Origin of the sequence: Streptomyces sp. NPDC006733, from assembly GCF_040636125.1 — a bacterium.
Classification (GTDB): Bacteria; Actinomycetota; Actinomycetes; order Streptomycetales; family Streptomycetaceae; genus Actinacidiphila.
This window is the reverse complement of sequence record NZ_JBEYJD010000003.1, coordinates 256,938-277,421: the sequence shown is the minus strand read 5'-3', so window position 1 is coordinate 277,421 and position 20,484 is coordinate 256,938. Positions and strand designations below refer to the sequence as shown.

Annotated in this window: 19 protein-coding genes and 1 pseudogene; 7 read left to right on the top strand and 13 right to left on the bottom strand. The window is 73.0% G+C overall.

What is annotated here, in order from left to right; genetic code table 11:
• Positions 1-86 precede the first annotated feature (86 nt).
• Entirely contained in the window at positions 87-1,409 is a 1,323-nt protein-coding gene (locus ABZ721_RS05390) for a lipase family protein (RefSeq protein WP_358787239.1), read from the bottom strand.
• Positions 1,410-1,751: 342 nt separating this feature from the next.
• On the opposite strand from ABZ721_RS05390, the gene ABZ721_RS05385 reads away from it, so the two are divergent.
• Entirely contained in the window at positions 1,752-2,300 is a 549-nt protein-coding gene (locus ABZ721_RS05385; RefSeq protein ID WP_358787238.1) for a hypothetical protein, read from the top strand.
• 31 nt (positions 2,301-2,331) lie between these two features.
• Here the strand turns inward: ABZ721_RS05385 and ABZ721_RS05380 are convergent, their stop codons facing one another.
• The 3 genes from ABZ721_RS05380 to ABZ721_RS05370 are packed head-to-tail and all read right to left on the bottom strand — an operon-like array spanning position 2,332 to position 6,039.
• Positions 2,332-4,437 (bottom strand): xanthine dehydrogenase family protein molybdopterin-binding subunit, encoded by a 2,106-nt coding sequence (locus tag ABZ721_RS05380; protein ID WP_358787237.1) that lies wholly within the window; start codon positions 4,435-4,437, stop codon positions 2,332-2,334.
• A gap of 55 nt (positions 4,438-4,492) precedes the next feature.
• Positions 4,493-5,476 (bottom strand): xanthine dehydrogenase family protein subunit M, encoded by a 984-nt coding sequence (locus ABZ721_RS05375; protein WP_358787236.1) that lies wholly within the window; start codon positions 5,474-5,476, stop codon positions 4,493-4,495.
• Positions 5,473-6,039 (bottom strand): 2Fe-2S iron-sulfur cluster-binding protein, encoded by a 567-nt coding sequence (locus tag ABZ721_RS05370; RefSeq protein WP_358787235.1) that lies wholly within the window; start codon positions 6,037-6,039, stop codon positions 5,473-5,475. The genes ABZ721_RS05375 and ABZ721_RS05370 overlap by 4 nt, the downstream gene beginning before the upstream one ends.
• A 238-nt stretch (positions 6,040-6,277) precedes the next feature.
• On the opposite strand from ABZ721_RS05370, the gene ABZ721_RS05365 reads away from it, so the two are divergent.
• Positions 6,278-7,171: an LLM class flavin-dependent oxidoreductase gene (locus ABZ721_RS05365; protein ID WP_358787234.1), complete on the top strand. Its 894-nt coding sequence runs from the start codon at positions 6,278-6,280 to the stop codon at positions 7,169-7,171.
• An 8-nt stretch (positions 7,172-7,179) separates the two neighbouring features.
• Here ABZ721_RS05365 and ABZ721_RS05360 read toward each other — a convergent pair whose 3' ends face one another.
• The 7 genes from ABZ721_RS05360 to ABZ721_RS05330 all read right to left on the bottom strand — a co-directional run bounded on the left by ABZ721_RS05360 (position 7,180) and on the right by ABZ721_RS05330 (position 14,255).
• Positions 7,180-7,785 carry a GPP34 family phosphoprotein gene (locus ABZ721_RS05360; protein ID WP_358787233.1) on the bottom strand — a complete coding sequence of 202 codons (606 nt, stop codon included), beginning with the start codon at positions 7,783-7,785 and terminating at the stop codon, positions 7,180-7,182.
• A gap of 86 nt (positions 7,786-7,871) precedes the next feature.
• A complete protein-coding gene (locus ABZ721_RS05355) occupies positions 7,872-8,279 on the bottom strand; it encodes a VOC family protein (protein WP_358787232.1) in 408 nt (135 codons plus the stop codon).
• 10 nt (positions 8,280-8,289) lie between these two features.
• Positions 8,290-8,733 (bottom strand): helix-turn-helix transcriptional regulator, encoded by a 444-nt coding sequence (locus tag ABZ721_RS05350; protein WP_358787231.1) that lies wholly within the window; start codon positions 8,731-8,733, stop codon positions 8,290-8,292.
• Between the two features lie 112 nt (positions 8,734-8,845).
• The gene (locus tag ABZ721_RS05345; RefSeq protein WP_358787230.1) at positions 8,846-11,254 is read right to left on the bottom strand and encodes an excinuclease ABC subunit UvrA; all 2,409 of its coding nucleotides are present in this window, start codon (positions 11,252-11,254) and stop codon (positions 8,846-8,848) included.
• Between the two features lie 156 nt (positions 11,255-11,410).
• Positions 11,411-11,767, bottom strand: coding sequence for a VOC family protein (locus tag ABZ721_RS05340; protein WP_358787229.1), 357 nt, complete (start codon positions 11,765-11,767; stop codon positions 11,411-11,413).
• Positions 11,768-11,932: 165 nt separating this feature from the next.
• Positions 11,933-12,301: a VOC family protein gene (locus ABZ721_RS05335; RefSeq protein WP_358787228.1), complete on the bottom strand. Its 369-nt coding sequence runs from the start codon at positions 12,299-12,301 to the stop codon at positions 11,933-11,935.
• Between the two features lie 103 nt (positions 12,302-12,404).
• A complete protein-coding gene (locus ABZ721_RS05330) occupies positions 12,405-14,255 on the bottom strand; it encodes a M1 family aminopeptidase (RefSeq protein ID WP_358787227.1) in 1,851 nt (616 codons plus the stop codon).
• Positions 14,256-14,578: 323 nt separating this feature from the next.
• On the opposite strand from ABZ721_RS05330, the gene ABZ721_RS05325 reads away from it, so the two are divergent.
• From ABZ721_RS05325 to argG, 3 genes and pseudogenes are all read left to right on the top strand, one after another.
• Positions 14,579-15,106 (top strand): GNAT family N-acetyltransferase, encoded by a 528-nt coding sequence (locus ABZ721_RS05325; protein ID WP_358787226.1) that lies wholly within the window; start codon positions 14,579-14,581, stop codon positions 15,104-15,106.
• Positions 15,107-15,153: 47 nt separating this feature from the next.
• Positions 15,154-15,634 (top strand): annotated as a pseudogene (locus tag ABZ721_RS05320) (GNAT family N-acetyltransferase).
• 76 nt (positions 15,635-15,710) lie between these two features.
• A complete protein-coding gene (gene argG / locus ABZ721_RS05315) occupies positions 15,711-17,156 on the top strand; it encodes an argininosuccinate synthase (protein WP_358787225.1) in 1,446 nt (481 codons plus the stop codon).
• A 189-nt stretch (positions 17,157-17,345) separates the two neighbouring features.
• On the opposite strand, the gene ABZ721_RS05310 is transcribed toward argG, so the two are convergent.
• Positions 17,346-17,993 (bottom strand): TetR/AcrR family transcriptional regulator, encoded by a 648-nt coding sequence (locus tag ABZ721_RS05310; RefSeq protein WP_358787224.1) that lies wholly within the window; start codon positions 17,991-17,993, stop codon positions 17,346-17,348.
• Positions 17,994-18,129: 136 nt separating this feature from the next.
• Here ABZ721_RS05310 and ABZ721_RS05305 point away from each other — a divergent pair, with 136 nt between their 5' ends.
• Both ABZ721_RS05305 and ABZ721_RS05300 read left to right on the top strand, forming a co-directional pair.
• Complete coding sequence (locus ABZ721_RS05305; RefSeq protein ID WP_358787223.1) at positions 18,130-19,161, top strand: medium chain dehydrogenase/reductase family protein; 1,032 nt, start codon at positions 18,130-18,132, stop codon at positions 19,159-19,161.
• A 111-nt stretch (positions 19,162-19,272) separates the two neighbouring features.
• Positions 19,273-19,746: a carboxymuconolactone decarboxylase family protein gene (locus tag ABZ721_RS05300; RefSeq protein ID WP_358787222.1), complete on the top strand. Its 474-nt coding sequence runs from the start codon at positions 19,273-19,275 to the stop codon at positions 19,744-19,746.
• Positions 19,747-19,794: 48 nt separating this feature from the next.
• Here ABZ721_RS05300 and ABZ721_RS05295 read toward each other — a convergent pair whose 3' ends face one another.
• Positions 19,795-20,445 (bottom strand): DUF4232 domain-containing protein, encoded by a 651-nt coding sequence (locus ABZ721_RS05295; RefSeq protein WP_358787221.1) that lies wholly within the window; start codon positions 20,443-20,445, stop codon positions 19,795-19,797.
• Positions 20,446-20,484: the final 39 nt, after the last annotated feature.

The following is a 20,484-nucleotide window of genomic DNA, read 5'->3' as shown; positions in this document are numbered from 1 at the left end:
GCTGCCCGCCACCATTGGGGTGGTGGCGGGCAGCCTCCGGACGGCACCGCCGTGCGCCCGAAGGGGTCGCGGTCATGACACCGCGTTCAGGGGAGCAGGCAGTTGCCCAGGTCCCACCGGCCCTGGAAGCGGTCGCCCAGCCAGGCCACCACATCGCCGACGGCCTGCTGGTCGGCCAGCAGGTGGTCGCCGGGATAGGTCTTCCAGGTCGTGGTGATGCCGGCCCGGCAGTACGCGGCCCGGGTGGCGTCCTCGGTGGCGGCGGGGATGACCTCGTCCACCAGCCCCTTGTACTGCAGCACCGGGAAGCCGACCCGGTAGGTGGCCGAGGACCAGGACGGCCCGATGCCCACGCCCAGCTTCTGCGCGTCCAGCACCTGCCCCCAGGTCGTGCCGTCGGGTCCGGCCAGCGCGTACAGCTGCTCCAGCGAGTAGCCGTTGGTGGTGTAGCTCTCGATCCGCGCGCCGGGGAACCCGGCGATGGTGCCGACCAGGCACAGCGACTCCGCGCGGGCGACGGCGTCCTCCCCGGTGCCGTTGAGCAGTTCGGTGAAGGGCAGTTGGGGGTGGCTGGTGGCCATCCCGATCGCCGCGTCGGCGAGGAAGCCGGCGAAGGCGCCCCCGTTGAGGGCCGGTGCGACGACCTTCAGGTCGCCCGGCACCCCGCCCGAGGCGACGCCGACGACCTTGAGGCCGGGCGCGTAGCTCTGCGCGAGCTGGGCGGCCCACAGACTGGCGGCGCCCCCTTCGGAGTACCCCCACAGCCCCACGCCGGCCTTGGCCGACAGGCCGCTGCCGGGCACGGCGGGGGCGGCGCGCGCGATGTCCAGCAGGGCGTGGCCGGCGTCGGCCCCGGACACGTACGGGTGCACCTGCCCGTCGAGGTAGCCCGCGCCGTCCGTCGCGGCGACCGCGTAACCGGCTTTGAGCAGGGCGGCGAGGTTGTCGCCCTCGTACTCGTCCTGGTAGGCGCCCGCGAGTTGCTTGGAGAAGGCGCACTGCGGGCCCAGGCCCAGCGTGCCGGGGTTGAAGGCGACGATCGGCCGGGCGCCCGATCCCGTCCAGGCCTTCGTCGGGACGGCCACGGTGCCGGACACGGCGACCGGTGCGCCGGTGTTGTCGGTGGAGCTGTACTGCACCTTCCAGGCCGTCATCGGGATGTTGCCGGGTATCTGGGGCAGCGTGACGCGGCGGCACGCGACGACGGTGCCGGGGGTGGCCGGCACGGCTTCCGGCGGTGTGTAGATCTGGCCCTCGTCGGCGGAGCAGGTGGCCGCGGCCGGGGTGCCGCCGGCCGTCTCCGATCCCGCGGTGACGGCTCCCGCGGGCAGGGCGGGCAGAGACAGGGCGGCGCTGAGTACTGCGGTCGTGGCGCACAGGGCCAGGCGCCTCGTGGTCGTTCTCGCCATGGTGCGGTCCCTTCGCATGCATCGGGCTCGTGGAACGAACGCGGCGACGGTACGGAGGAGGCGGGTGGAGCGGGTAGTCCGCGAACTCACAGTCGCGGGGCCCGGGACTGTCCGTCCCGCACAAGGCGACCGCACCGCGGGCCGCCGCCGCTGCCGGGATCCGCAGCGCCCCGGGCGACCCGCGCGTGCCGTGCGGAGGGCGTCAACTCACCGGTGACCAGGGCCGCGTGGCGCACCACGGGGACCTGCGGGGCGCCTGCGGCGACGCGTCGGTGCGTGGTTCGGGGGTAGCCGGACGGCAGGCGGGTGCCGCATCCGCCGCCCTGGCGAAAGGTGAGCGCGGTGACGGCACAGCAGGGACAGAAGCCCAACATCTGGGACCGCTGGTGGATGACGGCCGCCATCGTGCTGGTCATCTGGGTCGGTATGCGGCTGGCTCTGAGAGGGCTCGACGCGTGGCCCAGCGCCGTCGCGGGCGGGGTGGTGACGTGCGCTGTGGTGACCTGGCAGCTGATACGGCGCCGACGGCGGGACGCGGCCGCGATCGGCACCGGGTCCGACACCGTGCCGACGCTGGAGCGCCGCATCATGAAGGAGGACCTGCCCGAGGATCCCGCCGAGCGCGAGGCCATGGGCCGGCTGGTGCGGCGGCGACTGGGGAAGATCCGGCGCAACCAGAAGTGGGCGCTGCCCATGATGGCGGTCTTCTGCTTCCTTCCGGCGGTGCTCTGGTTCCTGTCGGGTCGCAGTGCCGGCGGGGCCGTGGCCGCGGGCTTCGGCGTGGTCTTCTTCGGCTGGCTGGTGTGGATGAACCGCCGCGCCCTGAGCCGGCTGGCACGGATGGACGCGCGCATCGGCGAGGCCGGGCGCCGGTCCCCGGCGGTTCGCTGAGGACCTCCGGACGGAACGCGTCCGGCCGCGGTCAGCCGCGGGCGGGCAGGTGCGGCAGCACCCGGTCCGGCGTCAGCGGCAGCTCCCGCAGCCGGATCCCCGTCGCGTGGTGCAGGGCGTTGCCGATGGCGGCGGCCGTGCCGACGGTGCCGATCTCGCCGATGCCCTTGCTGCCCATGGGATTGAGGTGGGCGTCCTCCTCCTCGATCCAGTGCGCCTCGAGGGCGGGGACGTCCGCGCAGGCCGGCACGTGGTAAGAGGCCAGGTCGTTCTCGGCGAAGTCGCCGAAGAGCGGGTCCAGGGTGCTGCCCTCGGTCAGGGCCATCCCCAGCCCCATCGTCATCCCGCCGATGAACTGGGAGCGCGCGGTGCGCGGGTTGAGGATCCGGCCCGCCGCGAAGACCCCCAGCAGCCGCCGGACGCGCACTTCGCCCGAGGTGGTGTCGACCTGGACCTCGGCGAAGTGCGCGCCGAAGGCGTGCCGCGCGTACGGGGGTTCGGACTCCGTCTCCTGCTCGGTGTCCGCGCGGACGGTCACCCCGGCCGCCGGCAGGTCCCCGCTCATCCCCCGCAGGGTGTCGACGAGCGAGCGGCAGGCCTTGTGGACCGCCCACCCCCAGGAGGCCGTGCCGGACGAGCCGCCGGCCAGCGGGGCGTCGGGCAGGTCGCTGCTGCCCACCTCGATGGTGACCGCTTCGAGCGGCGCCTCCAGCGCGGCGGCGGCGATCTGGGCGAGGACGGTGCGGGCGCCGGTGCCGATGTCGGTGGCGTTGACGCGGATCCGGTAGGAGCCGTCGGGCGCCGCGTGGGCGGTGCTGCTGCTCGCCGACACCAGGACCGGGTACGTGGCGGAGGCGACGCCCGTGCCGAGCAGCAGGTCGCCCTCGCGGCGGACGCCGGGTCGCGGGTCGCGCCGCGCCCAGCCGAAGCGGACCGCCCCCTCCTGCAGGCACGCGACGAGACCGCGGCTGCTGAAGGGGTGTCCGCTGCCGGGATCGACGGACGGCTCGTTGCGCAGCCGCAGTTCGACGGGGTCCACGCCCGCGGCGAGGGCGAGTTCGTCCATCGCCGACTCCAGGGCGTACATGCCCGGGGTCTCGCCCGGCCCCCGCATCCAGGAGGGTGACGGCACGTCCAGGGCGGTCACCCGGTGGCTGGTCCTGCTGTTGGGGGAGGTGTACATGAGGCGGGCGGGGACGCCGGCCTGCTCCACGAACTCCTTGACGGTGGAGGTCTGAGTGATCACGTCGTGCGCGAGGGCGGTGATCACGCCGTCGGGGCCGGCGCCGAGCCGGACGCGCTGCACGGTCGGGGCCCGGTGCCCCACCACGGAGGGCAGCTGGTTCCGCGGCAGGGAGAGCTTGACGGGCCGGCCGGTGTGCAGGGCGGCCATCGTGGCGAGCACCACCTGGGGGCGGGGCGTGCCCTTGGAGCCGAAGCCCCCTCCCACGTGCTCGGAGTGCACGGTGATCTTGTCGGCGTCGAGGGAGAACATCGCGGCCAGGGTGTCGCGCACGGTGGTCGAACCCTGGCTCGAGTCGTGCACGGTCAGCTTCCCGTCGTGCCAGTGCGCGGTGGACGCGTGCGGTTCCATGGGGTGGTTGTGCAGCGCGCTCATCGTGTAGGTCGCGTCGACGCGGACCGGGGCCGCGCCGAACGACGCGTCGAAGTCGCCGCGTTCGGTGGTGGCCGGTTCACCGCCGTTGGCCGTCTCCGGGGTGTACAGGCCCTGGTGGTCCGTGGTGAGCACGACGTCGTGCGGGGTGGTGGAGTACTCGACGCGTACCGCCTCGGCCGCCTCGCGGGCGCCTTCGATGGTCTCCGCGACGGCCAGGGCGACGTACCAGCCGCGGTGCGGGACATGGGCGTCCTGCAGGACCGCCAGGATCGCGTCGTCCGGCTTCTCGACGCGCGGCGCGCTCTCGTGGGTGAGGACGGCCAGCACCCCGGGCAGCGCCAGCGCCTCCGCGGTGTGGACGGCGACGACGCTGCCGTGGGCGACCGTCGCGGGGACCGGCCAGGCGTAGGCGCAGCCCGGCGGCGTGTGCTCGGCCGCGTACCGCGCGGCGCCGATGACCTTGTCGCGGCCCTCGCGGCGCACCGCGGGCGTGCCCAGCGGCGGGGTCGAGTGGCTCATGGTCGGCTCCTCATGTCCTCGGGCGGGGCTCACGGGCGGGTGCGGGGGCGACGGCTCACGGGCGGGCGGCGAGCTCGGCCAGCAGGCTCACCGTGAGGTTGCGGGCCAGGGGCACCTTGAAGCCGTTGTCGCGCAGCGGCCGGGCGGCGGCGAGTTCGGCGTCGGCGGCCCGGGCGAAGGTCTCCGTCGTGGCGGGTGCCCCGCGCAGCACCTCCTCGGCCGCTCTCGCGCGCCACGGCTTGTGGGCCAGACCGCCGAAGGCGAGGGCCGCCCCGGCGATCGTGCCGTCCCGGACGTCGAGCACCGCGGCGATCGAGACGAGCGCGAAGGCGTACGAGGCACGGTCGCGGACCTTGCGGTAGGCCGAGTGCCCGGCGGGCGGCGGCGGGAGTTCCACCCCGGTGATCAGCTCGCCCGGGCGGATCTCGCTGTCGCGGTCGGGCCGCCCGCCCGGCAGCCGCAGGAAGTCGTCGACAGGGACCGAGCGCTCGCCGTCCGGGCCGAGCAGCAGCACGACGGCGTCCAGGGCGCTCAGCGCCACGCCCATGTCCGACGGGTTGGTGGCCACGCAGTGCTCCGAGTGCCCGAGCACCGCCAGGTCGCGGTGGACGCCCTCGCGGGCCGGGCAGCCGGCGCCCGGCGTGCGCTTGTTGCAGGGTTTGGAGACGTCCTGGAAGTACGTGCACCGGGTGCGCTGCAGCAGGTTCCCGCCGGTGGTCGCGGTGTTGCGCAGCTGCCCGGAGGCACCGGCGAGGAGCGCTCGGGACAGCACCGGGTAGCGGGCCCGGATCACCGGGTGCGCCGCGAGGTCGCTGTTGCGCACGGTCGCCCCGATCCGCGCCCCGCCGCCGGGTGCCTCGTCGATGCGGTCCAGTGGCAGTCGGCCGACGTCGATGAGGGTGCGCGGGCTCTCCACGCCGCGCTTCATCAGGTCCACGAGGTTGGTTCCGCCCGCCAGGTAGTGGGCTCCGGGGTGCGCGGCGTAGGCGGCGACGGCCGCGTCGGCGTCCGCGGGACGGTGGTACGCGAAGGGCTTCACCGGTTCTGGTCCTCGATCGCGTCGACGATGTTGGGGTAGGCGCCGCAGCGGCACAGGTTGCCGCTCATCCGTTCCCGGATCTCCTCGCGGGTCAGCTCCACCGGTCCCTCGGGGGGCGGAGCGGGCGCGGTGACGTGGGAGGGGTGGCCCGCGGCGGCCTCGGCCAGGACACCCACCGCCGAGCAGATCTGGCCGGGCGTGCAGTAGCCGCACTGCAGCGCGTCCCGCGCGAGGAACGCCTCCTGCACGGGATGCAGCCGCTCGCCGTCGGACAGTCCCTCGACGGTGGTCAGGGGCACCGCGTCGACCGTGACCGCCAGCAGCAGGCAGCTGTTGGCCCGCGCCCCGTCGACCAGCACCGTGCACGCGCCGCACTGCCCGTGGTCGCAGCCCTTCTTCGCGCCGGTCAGGTCCAGGTGCTCGCGCAGGGCGTCGAGCACGGTGGTGCGGTGGTCGAGTTCCAGCGGGTGCGGGACGCCGTTGACCCGCAGGGTGATCCGCGAGCGGGTCACGGGCTCCTGGTCGTGTCCGGTGCCGCTCGGGTGGTCTGCGGTCGGCTCCACGCCGTCGCCCCCTCGGTCAGGCAGATCTGCGGTCGACCCGGCGCTCTCCGCCGGGACGGCGGCGGGCACCCTTCCAGGTCCGGCACGCAGCCGCCCGCCCAGTCTGCGCGGCACTTTCCGCCGCCGCGCAGCGGGCGACTCCGTCCGGGTGACGTATGGCTCCGGGCGGCGGCCGGCGCCGCCGAAGCCCCCTCAGGGCCGTTGCGTTGCCGCCACTGCGCTGCGTAGCGTTCGGGCCATGACTGATCTTGGGAAGCGCCTCGGCGTGATGTACGACCGCGACTGGGCCCCGGAGGGGCTGCCGGACTTCGCGCGGGCGGTCGAGGCGCTGGGCGTCGACGACCTGTGGGTGGTGGAGGACCTGGAGTGGGCCGGATCCATCGCGTCGGCGGCCACCGCGCTGGCGGCGACCGGCGAGCTGCGGGTGGGTATCGGGATCGCCCCCGCACCGCTGCGCAACCCGGCGCTGCTCGCGATGGAACTGGCCGCGCTGGCGCGGATGTTCCCCGGACGGCTGACGGCGGGTGTCGGCCACGGGGTGCGCGAGTGGATGGTGAAGGTCGGGGTCGCGCCACGCAGCCCGCTGGCGCTGCTGGAGGAGACGGTGACGGCGGTGCGCGGCCTGCTGCGCGGTGAGCAGGTGAGCGTCGACGGGCGGGAAGTCCACCTGGACGCGGTGCGGTTGGTGCATCCGCCCGCCGTGGTGCCGCCCGTGGTGGCGGGCGTGGTCCGCCCCCGTTCGCTGGAGCTGGCGGGACGGGTCGCGGACGGCGCCATCATCGCGGAGGGCAACGGCCCCGCCGATCTGGCGTCCGCGCTGGGGCACCTGGACAAGGGCCGGCAGGACGACGCCGGGCGCACGCTGACCGTCTTCACGTTCCTGTGCGTCGAGGACGATCCGGCACGGCTGGCCGCCGCGGTCGGCCCGGTCCTGGCGGGCCAGGGCGAGTGGCTGGGCCGCCCGGTCGAGCAGGTCTTCGCCGCGACCGGACCCGCCGGGGACGCCGCCGCGCGGGTGCGCGAGCTGTGGGCGGCGGGGGCCGACACGGTGGTATTGCGGGCGGTGGGCCCCGAGCCGCTACGGCAGGTGGAGGCGGCCGTGGCCGCGCTGCGCGCGAGCCGCCCGGCGTAGCCGCTCGGTCACTGGCCGCGCCAGATGTTGTCGAAGGCCGCGTCCTCGATCCTGCGCCGCTGCCGCACGCCCTCCAGCTCGGTGACCGCGTCATGGACGGCGGCCAGGACGGTCACCACCGCGTCGTCGCCCAGGTCCTCGATGTCCTCGGTCGGGGTGTCGTGGACGCCCACGGCTGCCGCCAGACCCGCCAGGACCGGCTCGCCGGACGTCCAGCGCTGGGCCGCGTGGCGGCGGGCGGGCGAGTCGGCCAGCTCGGCCGGCCCGGTCCTGAGCGGGATCCACGGGTGGCGGGGCCGGGTGACCTGCCCTTCCGCCTCCAGGCCCGCCTGGTAGGCGGCGGCCAGGTCGCGGCCCCGGCGCCACAGCCAGTCCTCGACGGACTCGTACGGCTCCGCGCGCACCAGGGCCGCCGCCGCGTCGTTCAACAGGCGGTCGTCCAGCGTCGGTTGCGGCCCGGGCAGCAGGCGTTCGCCGTCCAGGGAGACTGCCTGGGCGTCGATGAGGTCGAGCAGTTCGGCCCCCGCGAGGGCCAGCGACAGCTCGCCCTGCTCGACGGGACGGCTGGACGTGACGTCCATCGTGATGATCAGCAGGTCCCGCGGAGTGGTCATGCCGGGCTCCCCATCAAAGGCGGTCGGTGGTGCTGCGGTGCCGGAGGGCCGGCCGGACGTCCCGGGCGGGAGCGGTCGGCCGCCGCTCAGCGGATCTCGTTGATGCGGATCAGGTTGCCCGCGGGGTCGCGGACGGCGCAGTCGCGGATGCCGTACGGCTGGTCCGTGGGCTCCTGGACGACCTCGGCACCGGCCTGCAACCGCTCGAAGGCGGCGTCGAGGTCGGGCGTGGCCAGGGTGATGATGCCATACGTCCCCTTGGCCATCATCTCGGTGACGGTACGCCGCTCGTCCTCCGTGACACCCGGGTCGGCGGCCGGCGGGTGCAGGACGATGGACACGCCGGGCTGGTCGGGGGGCCCGACGGTGATCCAGCGCAGCCCGTTGTACCCGACGTCGTTGCGGACCTCGAAGCCGAGGACGTCGCGGTAGAACGCGAGCGAGGCGTCCGCGTCGACGTGCGGCAGGAAGCTCGAGTGGATCGTGAGGGTCATGGCAGCCACGCTATCCGCGCTCCGGTGCGCCCGCTTCCCGATTCCTGACAGGCCGCGTCACCTGTTTCGCCACGCACGACGGCATCCCCGCCGTCGCAGCGGCCGCCTCCCGCCGGTAGGTGCTGGGCGGCACGCCCACCAGCTCGGTGAAGCGGGTGCTGAACGTGCCCAGCGAGGAGCAACCGACCGCGAAGCAGACCTCGGTGACACTGAGGTCGCCCCGCCGCAGCAGCGTCATCGCCCGCTCGATGCGCCGCGTCATCAGATAGGCGTACGGCGACTCGCCGTAGGCCAGTCGGAACTCGCGGCTGAGGTGCCCCGCCGACAGGTTCACCCCGCGGGCGAGCGCCAGGACGTCCAGCGGCTGCGCGTACTCGCGGTCGATCCGGTCGCGGACGCGGCGCAGCAGCGCGAGATCGCGCAGCCGCTGCTCCGTGGTGGGTCTGCTGGTCACGGAACGATCGTGCCACAGCCGGCGCCGGGCGGAGCGGGTTCTACGGGTGCCCGGTGCCGCGGGCCGCCCCCGTGCCGGCCGGTGGGCGCCGGGACGGGGGCGGCCCCGCGGGTCACGGGGTCCGGGAGGGCTCGGGACCGGAGCCGACGTAGGCCGCCAGGTGCTCGCCGGTGAGGGTGGAGCGGTCGGCGACGAGGTCGGCGGGCGTGCCCTCGAAGACGACCGTGCCGCCGTCGTGGCCGGCGCCGGGGCCCAGGTCGACGATCCAGTCGGCGTGCGCCATGACCGCCTGGTGGTGCTCGACGACGATGACCGACTTGCCGGAGTCGACGAGGCGGTCGAGGAGGCCGAGCAGCTGCTCGACATCGGCCAGGTGCAGACCGGTGGTCGGCTCGTCGAGGACGTAGATGCCGCCCTTCTCGGCCATGTGCGTGGCCAGCTTGAGCCGCTGCCGCTCGCCGCCGGAGAGCGTGGTCAGCGGCTGGCCCAGGGAGAGGTAGCCGAGTCCGACGTCGGCGAGCCGCACGAGGACGCGGTGCGCGGCCGGGGTGTGCGCCGGGCCGGAGCCGAAGAACTCCTCGGCCTCGGCCACCGACATGGCCAGCACCTCGCTGATGTCGCGGCCGCCGAGGTGGTGATCGAGGACGGAGGCCTGGTACCGCTTGCCCTCGCAGTCCTCGCAGGGGGTGGCGACGCCCGCCATCATCGCCAGGTCGGTGTAGATGACCCCGGCGCCGTTGCAGGCGGGGCAGGCGCCCTCGGAGTTGGCGCTGAACAGCGCCGGCTTGACGCCGTTGGCCTTGGCGAACGCGGTGCGGATCGGGTCGAGCAGGCCGGTGTACGTCGCCGGGTTGCTGCGCCGTGAGCCGCGGATGGGCCCCTGGCCGACCGACACCACGCCCTCGCCCGCGGGGATCGACCCGTGCACGAGCGAGCTCTTGCCGGAGCCGGCGACGCCGGTGACGACGACGAGCACGCCGAGCGGGATGTCGACGTCCACGTTCCGCAGGTTGTTGGCGGTCGCGCCGCGGATCTCCAGCGCCCCGGTCGGCTTGCGCACGCTCTCCTTGAGGGCGGCCCGGTCGTCCAGGTGCCGGCCGGTGATGGTGTCGCCGGCGCGCAGCCCGTCGATGGTGCCCTCGAAGCAGACCGTGCCGCCCGCGGCGCCGGCGCCGGGGCCGAGGTCGACGACATGGTCGGCGATCACGATCGTCTCCGGCTTGTGCTCCACGACGAGCACGGTGTTGCCCTTGTCCCGCAGGCGCAGCAGCAGGTTGTTCATCCGCTGGATGTCGTGGGGGTGCAGGCCCGCGGTCGGCTCGTCGAAGACGTAGGTGGTGTCGGTGAGCGAGGAGCCGAGATGGCGGATCATCTTGACGCGCTGGGCCTCACCGCCCGACAGGGTGCCCGCGGGCCGGTCCAGCGCGAGGTAGCCGAGGCCGATCTCCACGAAGGAGTCCAGGGTCTGGCGCAGCGCGGTGAGCAGGGGGGCCACCGACGGCTCGGCGAGGCCGCCGACCCACTTGGCCAGGTCGCTGATCTGCATCGCGCAGGCGTCCGCGATGCTGACCCGGTCGATCTTCGAGGACCGGGCGCCCTCGCTGAGCCGGGTGCCCTCGCACTCGGGGCAGGTGCTGAAGGCGACCGCCCGCTCCACGAAGGCCCGGATGTGCGGCTGCAGGGCCTCCTTGTCCTTGGACAGGAACGACTTCTGGATCTTGGGGATCAGCCCTTCGTAGGTGAGGTTCACGCCCTCGACCTTCACCTTGGTCGGCTCCCGGTACAGGAAGTCCTGCATCTCCTTCTTGGTGTACTTGCGGATCGGCTTGTCGGGGTCGAGGAAACCCGACTCGGCGTAGACCCGGACGGTCCAGAAGCTGTCGGACTTCCAGCCGGGGATGGTGAAGGCGCCCTCGGCGAGCGACTTGGAGTCGTCGTAGAGCTGAGTGAGGTCGATGTCGGAGACGCTGCCCCGGCCCTCGCAGCGCGTGCACATGCCGCCGGTGCGATTGAAGGTGGCCCTGACCGCCTTCTTGGCACCGCGCTCGACGGTGATGGCACCGCTGGCGCTGACCGAGGGGACGTTGAAGGCGTACGCGCCGGGCGGCCCGATGTGGGGCTTGCCGAGCCGGCTGAACAGGATGCGCAGCATCGCGTTGGCGTCGGTGGCGGTGCCGACCGTGGAGCGGGGGTCGGCCCCCATCCGCTGCTGGTCGACGATGATCGCGGTCGTCAGCCCGTCGAGGACGTCGACCTCCGGCCGTGCCAGTGTCGGCATGAAGCCCTGCACGAAGGCGCTGTAGGTCTCGTTGATCAGGCGCTGCGACTCCGCGGCGATCGTGTTGAACACCAGCGAGCTCTTGCCCGAGCCGGAGACCCCGGTGAACACCGTCAGCCGTCGCTTGGGGATCTCGATGCTGACGTCCTTGAGGTTGTTCACGCGGGCGCCGTGCACGCGGATCAAGCCGTGGCTGTCGGCGATGTGCGGCTCGGGCGCCTGCTGGTCCGTCCTCTTGGCCATGCTGTGCGTCTCTCCATCTGTGAGGGGGCCGCGTGCGCGGCCCCCGTCGGCGTCACCTGGCTCGATCCGGCCGGCCGGGGCGGTACGTCCGGTTGTACTGGGTCGGCGCGGCCGGGGCAACGCTCCGCCGCCCCCCGGCGCGGCCGGGGCCGGTGCTCACTGGTCCTGGAGCAGGCCCAGGACGTTGCCGTCGAGGTCGGTGACGGTGGCCACCAGGCGGCCGCCGCCGACGTCGTGCGCCGCCTCCTTGACGGTGGCACCCGCCGCGGTGACCTCGGCCAGCTTCGCCTCGATGTCCGGCACGTGCCAGTACGCGACCGGTGAGGTCTCGGACTGCGGCCCGCCGGCCGGCACCAGCCCGATGTGCTGTCCCGCGGCCTCGAAGCCGACGTAGTAGGACGAGTCGGTGGTCGGCTGCACGCCGAGCAGGGCGGCGTAGACGGCCTTGGCCTTGGCCAGGTCGGCGACGGGGTGCAGGACGGTCTTGATGCCCTGGGTGGCAGAGTCGGTCATGGTCGCTCCAGACGTCGGGGGTCACGGCGACCCGGGGTGCCCCGGGAATCGCCTCTGATCGTCACCGTAGGTGACCCCGGCGACCGGCGCTTCTCGATTCCTGACCGGTTCGGACGCGGCGCGGTGGCGGGACGTGCGGCCGGGTGCGCGGCCCGGCCCTGGACGTCACTTCGTGGTCAGGCAGAAGGGGTGGCCGGCCGGATCGAGCAGGACCCGCCAGCCCTGCTCGTCCGGCTGCGCCTGCGGCCTGGTCGCGCCCAGCGCCAGCAGCGCGGCTTCCGCCGTGTCGAGGTCGTCGACCGTGAAGTCCAGATGGCTCTGTTGCGGCACGATCTGGCCGGGCCACTGCGGCGGCCGGTAGCCGTCGACGCGCTGGAAGCCGAGGAAGAGCCCGTCCTCGCGGGTGAGGCCGGTGAAGTCGGCGTCGGACCGGGGGTGCGGGGCGAAGCCGGTGGCCTGTTGGTAGAACGCGGCCAGCGCTCGGGGATCGGCGCAGTCGAGGGTGACCGCCGTCAGTTTCATCAGTGGAGGCATGGCCCCACACCGTAGTGACCGGGTCGGCGGTCCGCGAACGGATTCGGCGGCCGTCCGCCGCGGGGGTGCCGGTCGGCGTTCCCCGCGGCGAACCGGCGTCACCTCAGCCGTCGATGCGGTGCTGGGTCCAGAACGAGGTCAGGTCCGTGGCCGTGGCCGCCTGGGCGGCGGCCTTGAACTCGGCCGTGGTCGAGACGCCGTACCAGTGCGACGTGGCGTAGTCCTTGAGGAGTTTGGCCATGACGCTGTCGCCGAGGACGCGCCGCAGGTCGTGCAGGGCGCACTTGCCGTACCCGTAGATGACGGTGGAGTACCGGGAGGAGTGGGCGTCCCAGTAGGCCATCGAGTTGGTGATCCTCTCCGCCGTCGAGGCCCAGGAGACGCTGTTCCAGCAGTTCGTGCCGGTCTTGTTCTGGGCCAGGTCGGTGGCGTAGTCGGTGAACGCCTCGTCCAGCCACGGGGCGTTGTACTCGTCGTCGCCGACGATCCCGTAGAACCACTGGTGCCCGATCTCGTGGGTGAGCGCGGTGGTGCTGACCAGGTCGAGGACGAACCCGGGGTATTCCATGCCGCCGAACCAGAAGTTGTTGTCGATCACCGCGTCCAGTTCGCCGTACGGGTAGGCGCCGAACCGGGCCGCGTGCGCGTCCACGGCGCTCTTCGCGGTGCTGAGCATCGACTGCGAGTCGGCCGAGGTGATGCCCGAGACGGAGTAGATGTTGATCGGGGTGCCGGCGGGGGAGGTGCCGGAGATCTTGGTGAAGGGGCCGGCCGCCCAGGCGAAGTCCCGGACCTTGGTCGCGGTCGCCGTGGTGATGGTGCGCCCGCTGGAGCCGGGGGTGTCGACCGAGGCGCCGGTGGCCGGTGCCAGCAGGGTGCTCGGGTGGTCCAGGGTCACCTTGAAGTCGGAGGCCAGGGAGTAGAACGACTCACCGTTGTTGGTGTACGGGTCCAGGTGCCAGCCGGCCCCGTCCTTGACCGCGAGGACCGGCAGGGCGTTGCCGATCATGTTGAAGGCCCCGTCGTGGCCGAAGCGGTCGGCGCCGCTGGGAACGGTGATGGCCAGGTCGTAGCCGATCGTGGCGGTCTGCCCCTGGGGCAGGGGCGACGGCAGGTCGATCCGCAGCGCCGTGCAGGCGACCGAGAGGGCGCCCGCGGTGCCACCGGTGACGTTGCTGACCGTGATCGGCATGGCGGAGCAGGTGCCGTGGTAGTTGTCCCACAGCCTCAGGTAGACCTCGCTCAGCGGGGTGGCGGAGGCGTTGGTGAAGGTCGCGCTCTCGTGGCCGGTCCAGACGGTGCCGCTGGTGTTGCTGCTCAGGCTCGCGGTGTACGAGGGCGACGCCGGGGTGCGGGTGGAGTCCGCGGGCGGGGTCGTGCCACCGGAGGTGTCGAGGGCGACGTCGTCGAGGACGAAGCTCGTCTGCAGGCTGGAGTCCTCGGTGCCGGTGAAGGCGACGTTCACGGTCTGGCCCGCGAACGCCGACACGTCGAACGACTTCTGCGCGTAGCCGGTGTTCTTGTCGAGGTTCGAGTACGTCGCCAGCGTCGTCGTGCCGATCTTCGCCGTGAGTTTGTCGTACTTGGTGGACGAGGTCGTCTCGGCGGTGTCGATGTGCAGCCAGAAGGTGAGGGTGGCGGTGCTGCAGCCGGACGGGATGGTCACGCTCTGGGAGAGCGTGTCGGTGTGCGTGGTGCCGACGCCGTTGAGCCAGGCGAAGTGCGTGCCGCCGTGGGCGCTCTGGCCGGCACGATTGGTGATCACGCTGGTCGACGACTGGCTCCAGGGCGAAGTGCCGCTTTCGAAGGCGCCGTTGGCGACCACCTGGGCCGGTGTGCACGCGGCGGCCGAGCGGGCCGTGGCGGACGCCGGGACGGCGGGGAGCGAAGCGGCGGCCAGCGCGGCGACGGCCAGCGCGGTCGCGGTGAGGGCCTTGTGGGGGGAGGGTCTCACACGGAACTCCTTTGGGGCGGCCGGGATTCCGGCCTGCTCGATGGCCTCCCGGGCGGCGTGGGTGGGCCGGGGGAGGCCGCGGGCTGTGCGGCGGTGCTGGTGGATCGCGGAGCGGTGCTGCGGCCGTCCGTCCCCGGGTCGGGACGACGGCTGCGGGCAGCTTGGCAGATGTGACCGGAGCATGCCATCAGGCACGGGTAAAGTGTTGGTGCTCCCTGGCGGCCGCGCCTCGACCGCGTCCAGGCCGTGCGGCCTGCCTCGCGGCGTCGTCTCCTCGGACCCGTGGCGGGTTCCCCGGCCTGTCGGGTGATAGGACTGGCAGCGTGACGGATCACCACGGGATCACCATCGTTCGCCGGCCCGCCCCGGGCCGGTCCGCCCAGAGCCACGACTCCCGCTCGAACGGCGAGCTGTCCGGGCTGCTGGCCGCCTACCACCTGCGCACGGAGGAGGAGAAGGGCAGGCCCGTGGCCGGTGTGGGCGAGCTGCCCGAGCGCTACCGGGCGGAGATCCTGGCGCCGTGGACCGCCTTCGCGCACGACGTGGTGCTGGTCGCCCGCGACGCGGGCGAAGGCGCGGCCGTGGGCTGCCTGGTGCTCACCGCCCCCGTCCAGAGCCGCTCGGAGATCAAGCGGCTCTGGACCGCTCCGGCCGCCCGGGGCCGGGGCGTCGCCTCGGCGCTGATCGGCGCCGCGCTGGAGCGCTGCGCGGAGGACGGCGTGAGCCTGGTGGGGCTGTCGGTGTGGAAGTGGCGCACGGGCGCCATCGCCCTGTACGAGCGGCTCGGCTTCACCGTCACGGAGTCCTGGGACGCCCGCGATGATCTGGTGTGCATGCAGCGCGCCGTGTGAGGATCCTGGCTTCCGCACCGGCTCACGACCACCTTCCGGAGCGCCTCATGGACGTCACGCTGAGAGAGGTCCGCGACAGCGACCTGCCGACCTTCTTCGCCCAGATGCAGGATCCCGAGGGCGTGCGGATGGCGGCGTTCACGGCCGAGGACCCGGCCGACCGCGCGCACTTCGACGCCCACTGGGCCCGGATCCGCAACGACCCCGCGGTCGTCATGCGCACGGTCGTGGCGGGCGGGGGCGACGGGGACATCGTCGGCAACGTGGCCGTCTACGGACCGCCCGAGGAGCGCGAGGTCACCTACTGGATCGGGCGGGCGTACTGGGGCCGCGGCGCGGCCACCGCCGCGCTGCGCGAGCTGCTCGCCGTCGTCGCGGCCCGACCGCTGCACGCCCGCGGCCGCGGACAACGCCGGCTCCCTGCGGGTCCTGGAGAAGTGCGGATTCGTGCCGACCGGCCGCGACCGGGGCTTCGCGAACGCCCGCGGCGAGGAGATCGACGAGGTGGTCCTCGTCCTGCCCGCCTGAGGCCGGTTCCGGGCCCGGAGGGCAGGCCGCTCGAACCCTTCTTGCATGAACATGCGCGATTATGCATAATCTTCCTATGTCTAAGGTCCTCACCTCCCTCCCCGCCGGCGAGCGCGTCGGCATCGCCTTCTCGGGCGGCCTCGATACCTCGGTCGCGGTCGCTTGGATGCGCGACAGGGGCGCCGTCCCCTGCACCTACACCGCCGACATCGGCCAGTACGACGAGCCCGACATCGCGTCGGTGCCCGGTCGTGCGAAGACCTACGGCGCCGAGATCGCGCGCCTGGTCGACTGCCGTGCCGCGCTGGTCGAGGAGGGACTGGCCGCGCTGACCTGCGGGGCGTTCCACATCCGCTCGGGCGGGCGGGCCTACTTCAACACCACGCCGCTGGGCCGCGCGGTCACCGGCACGCTGCTGGTGCGGGCGATGCTCGACGACAACGTGCAGATCTGGGGCGACGGCTCGACCTTCAAGGGCAACGACATCGAGCGGTTCTACCGCTACGGCCTGCTCGCCAACCCGCACCTGCGGATCTACAAGCCCTGGCTGGACGCGGACTTCGTGACCGAGCTGGGCGGCCGCAAGGAGATGTCGGAGTGGCTGGTCGCGCACGACCTGCCCTACCGCGACAGTACGGAGAAGGCGTACTCCACCGACGCCAACATCTGGGGCGCCACGCACGAGGCCAAGACCCTCGAGCACCTGGACACCGGCGTGGAGACCGTCGAGCCGATCATGGGCGTGCGGTTCTGGGACCCCTCCGTCGAGATCGCCACCGAGGACGTGACGATCGGCTTCGACCAGGGCCGCCCGGTGACGATCAACGGCAAGGAGTTCGCCTCCCCCGTCGACCTGGTCATGGAGGCCAACGCCATCGGCGGCCGGCACGGCCTGGGCATGTCGGACCAGATCGAGAACCGGATCATCGAGGCGAAGAGCCGCGGCATCTACGAGGCGCCCGGCATGGCCCTGCTGCACGCGGCCTACGAGCGCCTCGTCAACGCCATCCACAACGAGGACACCGTCGCCCAGTACCACAACGAGGGACGGCGCCTGGGCCGGCTGATGTACGAGGGCCGCTGGCTGGACCCGCAGGCGCTGATGGTGCGCGAGTCCCTGCAGCGCTGGGTCGGCGCGGCCGTCACCGGGGAGGTGACGCTGCGGCTGCGGCGCGGTGAGGACTACTCGATCCTCAACACCGCCGGCCCGGCGTTCAGCTACCACCCGGACAAGCTGTCCATGGAGCGCACCGAGGACTCCGCGTTCGGCCCGGTGGACCGGATCGGCCAGCTGACGATGCGCAACCTCGACATCGCCGACTCGCGCGCCAAGCTGGAGCAGTACGCCGCGCTCGGCCTGATCGGCACCGCGAACCCCGCCATCGGCGCCGCCCAGGCGGCCGCGACCGGGCTGATCGGCAGCATGCCGGAGGGCGGCGCCGAGGCCATCGCCTCCCGCGGCGACGTCTCCGACGACGACCAGATGCTGGACCGCGCCGCGATGGAGTTCGGCACGGACTGACCAGCCACGGAACGGGCCGGCCGGGCGCCTCGGGCGTCGGACCGGCCCGTTCCGCTGTCCTGGCGCGGCGGCGCGGCGACTGCCGGTCAGACGGCCGCCAGCGCCTCGATCTCGACCCGGAACGCCGGGTCGGTCGCCGCGCGGGTGCTGACGCCGTCGTGGCGGCGGCCCCGCGCCTGCTCGGGGGAGTCAGCGGGAGAGCAGGTCGTCGAGTTCGGCTTCGTAGAGCAGCGCGGGGTCGAAGCCCATGCCGGTGAAGTGGCCGGCGAGTTCCAGGGACAGGACGCCGTGCAGCCGGCTCCAGAACGCCAGCGCGCGGTGGAGGGCGGCGGCGGGGGCGGGGTGGCCCTCGGCCCACTGGCGGTGGTCGTCGAGATGCGCGTCGAACGGGGTGGCGGTGCCGTGCGCGGGCAGTGCGGCGCAGGCGCCCAGCAGCGTCGCCATCGTCGCGGACGCGATCTCGGTGACGTCCTCGGGCGCGTGGTAGCCGGGCACGGGTGTGCCGTAGACGAGGAAGTACCGCTGGGGGTCGGCCACCGCCCAGGCGCGCAGGGCGTGCGCCAGGGCGGCGACGTCGGGGCCGGGTGCCGCGGCGGCGCGGAAGGCGTCGGCGAGGCTGCGGTACGCGTCCCGGATGAGCTCGGTGATCAGCTCGTCGCGCCCGGCGAAGTAGCGGTAGAGGGCGGGACCGCTCATGCCGATCTGCTTGGCGATCGCGTTGAGCGACAGCGCGGTCGCGCCCGACGCGGCGATCTGCTCCCACGCGTGTTTCTTGATGTCCGCCCGCACCTGGGCGCGGTAGCGCTCGCGCGGGGTCGTCGTGCTCGTCTCCGTCATGCCGGTCACCGTCCGCACTCCAGGGGTTACATGCTCACCTTCTCGTTAGAAGCTATCACGCAAGTGCTTGACGCTCGCTTCCGCCGTGCGTTATAACTTCTAACGAACACGAAAGTACGTAACCGTGGAGGTCGTCATGAACGCCGAAGGACTCGTCGAGGTAGTACTGCCGGGCAAGGTCGAGCCGGAAGGGCTGCAGATCCGGCACGGCGCCGTGCCCGCCGTCGGTCCCGGTCAGCTGCTGGTCCGCATGGAGGCCACCGGCGTCTCGTTCGCCGAGCAGCAGATGCGCCGCGGCCGGTACTACGACCAGCCCCCGTTCCCCTTCGTGCCCGGCTACGACCTGGTCGGCACCGTCCTGGCGACCGGCCAGGGTGTCGCGCCGGAGCTGACGGGCACCCGGGTGGCCGCGCTGCTCAAGGTCGGCGGCTGGGCCAGCCACGTGCTCGTCGACGCGGCCGACGCGGTGCCGGTGCCCGACGGCATCGACGCGGACGAGGCCGAGGCCCTCGTCGTCAACGGCATCACCGCCTGGCAGATGCTGCACCGCACCGCACGCGTCCGCTCCGGCCAGACGATCGTGGTCCACGGCGCCAACGGCGGCGTCGGCTCGGTCCTGGTCCAACTCGCCCACGCCGCCGGCGTGCGGGTGATCGGCACGGCCTCCGCACGCCACCACGACGCCCTGCGCGAGCGCGGCGTCACCCCCGTCGACTACCGCACCCAGGACGTCGCCGCGCGGATCCGCGAACTGGCACCGGCCGGGGTGGACGCCGTCTTCGACCACGTCGGCGGCCGCAGCGCCGTCGACTCCTGGAGTCTGCTCGCGCCCGGCGGCACGCTCGTCTGCTACGGCAGCGCCTCGACCCGCGACGACGAGGGCTCCAAGCAACTGCCCGTGCTGAAGCTGCTCGGCCGCGTGTGGCTGTGGAACGCGCTGCCCAACCGCCGCCGCGCCTACTTCTTCAACGTCTGGGCCGGGCGGGCGCTGGCCAAGAACCGGTTCCGCGGCCGGCTGCGCACCGACCTCACCCAGGTCTTCCGCGCCCTCCAGCGCGGCGACATCAGCCCGCAGATCGCCGCCCGGCTGCCACTCGCCCGCGTCGCCGACGCGATGCGCCTGGCCGAGTCCGGAACCGTCGCCGGGAAGATCGTTCTGCACCCCTGAGCGGCAGGCCGCGGTGGGTGACGCGGGTCACAGCCGTTCCGGTCACATCCGGTCGGGCCGATCCGTCAGAGAGAGGTAACCACCACCGCAGCAACGGCACAGGAGTGCATCATGGAAGCTCGCTTGAACCTCTACGCCAACCCGGTCGCGGCCAAGTTCTTCAAGTACATCAACTCAGCGGGCAAGGCGATCTCGGACTCGACGCTGCCGGCCGCGACACAGGAACTGGTGAAGATCCGCGCCAGCCAGATCAACGGCTGCGGTTTCTGCACGGACATGCACAGTAAGGACGCGACGCACGCCGGCGAGACCGCGCTGCGCCTCAACCTGATCGCGGCCTGGCGCGAGGCGAAGGTGTTCACCGACGCCGAGCGCGCCGCGCTGGAACTGACGGAGCAGGGCACCCGCATCGCGGACGCGGCCGGCGGCGTGCCGGACGACGCCTGGGCGAACGCCGCCAAGCACTTCGACGAGGACCAGCTCTCCGCCCTCGTGGGCCTGATCGCGCTCATCAACGCGTACAACCGCGTGAACGTCATCATCCAGCAGCCCGCCGGGGACTACCAGCCCGGCCAGTTCGGCTGACGGACCGGCAGGGCCGGGGCCCGGTAGGGCCCCGGCCATGCCGGGTGCTCACAGGCTCAGTGCGTCCTCCGCGTTGCTCATCCACGCGGTCACGGAGTTCTTGTCGGGGGACACGTACAGCCCGGGGGTCGCGGCCTTGAGCGGCGTCTGCGTCAGGTCGGACTCGGTGTCCATGGTCATCGCGATCGAGTTGACGGTCTTGCCCTTGCCGTCCTTCACACCGCCCATCAGCCCGGCGTAGGCCGACTTGCCCGGCTCGAGCCGGAGCGCGTGCTCGATGCCCGGGGCCGCGCCGCGCTGCGTGGCCTGACCGTCCAGATCGCCGAAGGTCACGCTCGGGTGGCCCAGCGCCTTGCACGCCTTGCTGCCCTTGTTGGTGATCTTCAGCAGGTAGCTGCTGGTCGTGGGTTCCGCCAGGCTCGCGGTGAACTTGAGGTCGTGCGTGCTGCACGGGAAGACGTCGTAGTCGGGGTCGGACGACGAGCCGCCGCTGCCGCCGGAGGACCCCTTGCCGGGCGTCGCGACCGGCTTCGCCGGCTTGGACGGCGTCGCGGACGGCCCCGGGCCCGCGGGCTTCGTGGGGGTCGCGGTCGCCCCGCCGGGCCCGCCCTTCGCGTCGTCGTCGGAAGGCCCGCAGGCGGTCAGACCCAGTGCGGCCACGGCGGCGAGGACGACGGCGGCTCTGCGAACGGTGCTCATGTGGTGTTCCCCCCGATGAGAAGCGCGAAGGTGCGCTTG

Coding starts and splice junctions, on each gene's coding strand:
- argG (WP_358787225.1), top strand. CDS start 15,711: ATGTCTAAGGTCCTCACCTCCCTCCCCGCCGGCGAGCGCGTCGGCATC.
- ABZ721_RS05340 (WP_358787229.1), bottom strand. CDS start 11,767: ATGACCGACTCTGCCACCCAGGGCATCAAGACCGTCCTGCACCCCGTC.
- ABZ721_RS05345 (WP_358787230.1), bottom strand. CDS start 11,254: ATGGCCAAGAGGACGGACCAGCAGGCGCCCGAGCCGCACATCGCCGAC.
- ABZ721_RS05355 (WP_358787232.1), bottom strand. CDS start 8,279: ATGACCCTCACGATCCACTCGAGCTTCCTGCCGCACGTCGACGCGGAC.
- ABZ721_RS05380 (WP_358787237.1), bottom strand. CDS start 4,437: ATGAGCCACTCGACCCCGCCGCTGGGCACGCCCGCGGTGCGCCGCGAG.
- ABZ721_RS05365 (WP_358787234.1), top strand. CDS start 6,278: ATGACTGATCTTGGGAAGCGCCTCGGCGTGATGTACGACCGCGACTGG.
- ABZ721_RS05305 (WP_358787223.1), top strand. CDS start 18,130: ATGAACGCCGAAGGACTCGTCGAGGTAGTACTGCCGGGCAAGGTCGAG.
- ABZ721_RS05310 (WP_358787224.1), bottom strand. CDS start 17,993: ATGACGGAGACGAGCACGACGACCCCGCGCGAGCGCTACCGCGCCCAG.
- ABZ721_RS05300 (WP_358787222.1), top strand. CDS start 19,273: ATGGAAGCTCGCTTGAACCTCTACGCCAACCCGGTCGCGGCCAAGTTC.
- ABZ721_RS05295 (WP_358787221.1), bottom strand. CDS start 20,445: ATGAGCACCGTTCGCAGAGCCGCCGTCGTCCTCGCCGCCGTGGCCGCA.
- ABZ721_RS05390 (WP_358787239.1), bottom strand. CDS start 1,409: ATGGCGAGAACGACCACGAGGCGCCTGGCCCTGTGCGCCACGACCGCA.
- ABZ721_RS05335 (WP_358787228.1), bottom strand. CDS start 12,301: ATGCCTCCACTGATGAAACTGACGGCGGTCACCCTCGACTGCGCCGAT.
- ABZ721_RS05360 (WP_358787233.1), bottom strand. CDS start 7,785: ATGACCACTCCGCGGGACCTGCTGATCATCACGATGGACGTCACGTCC.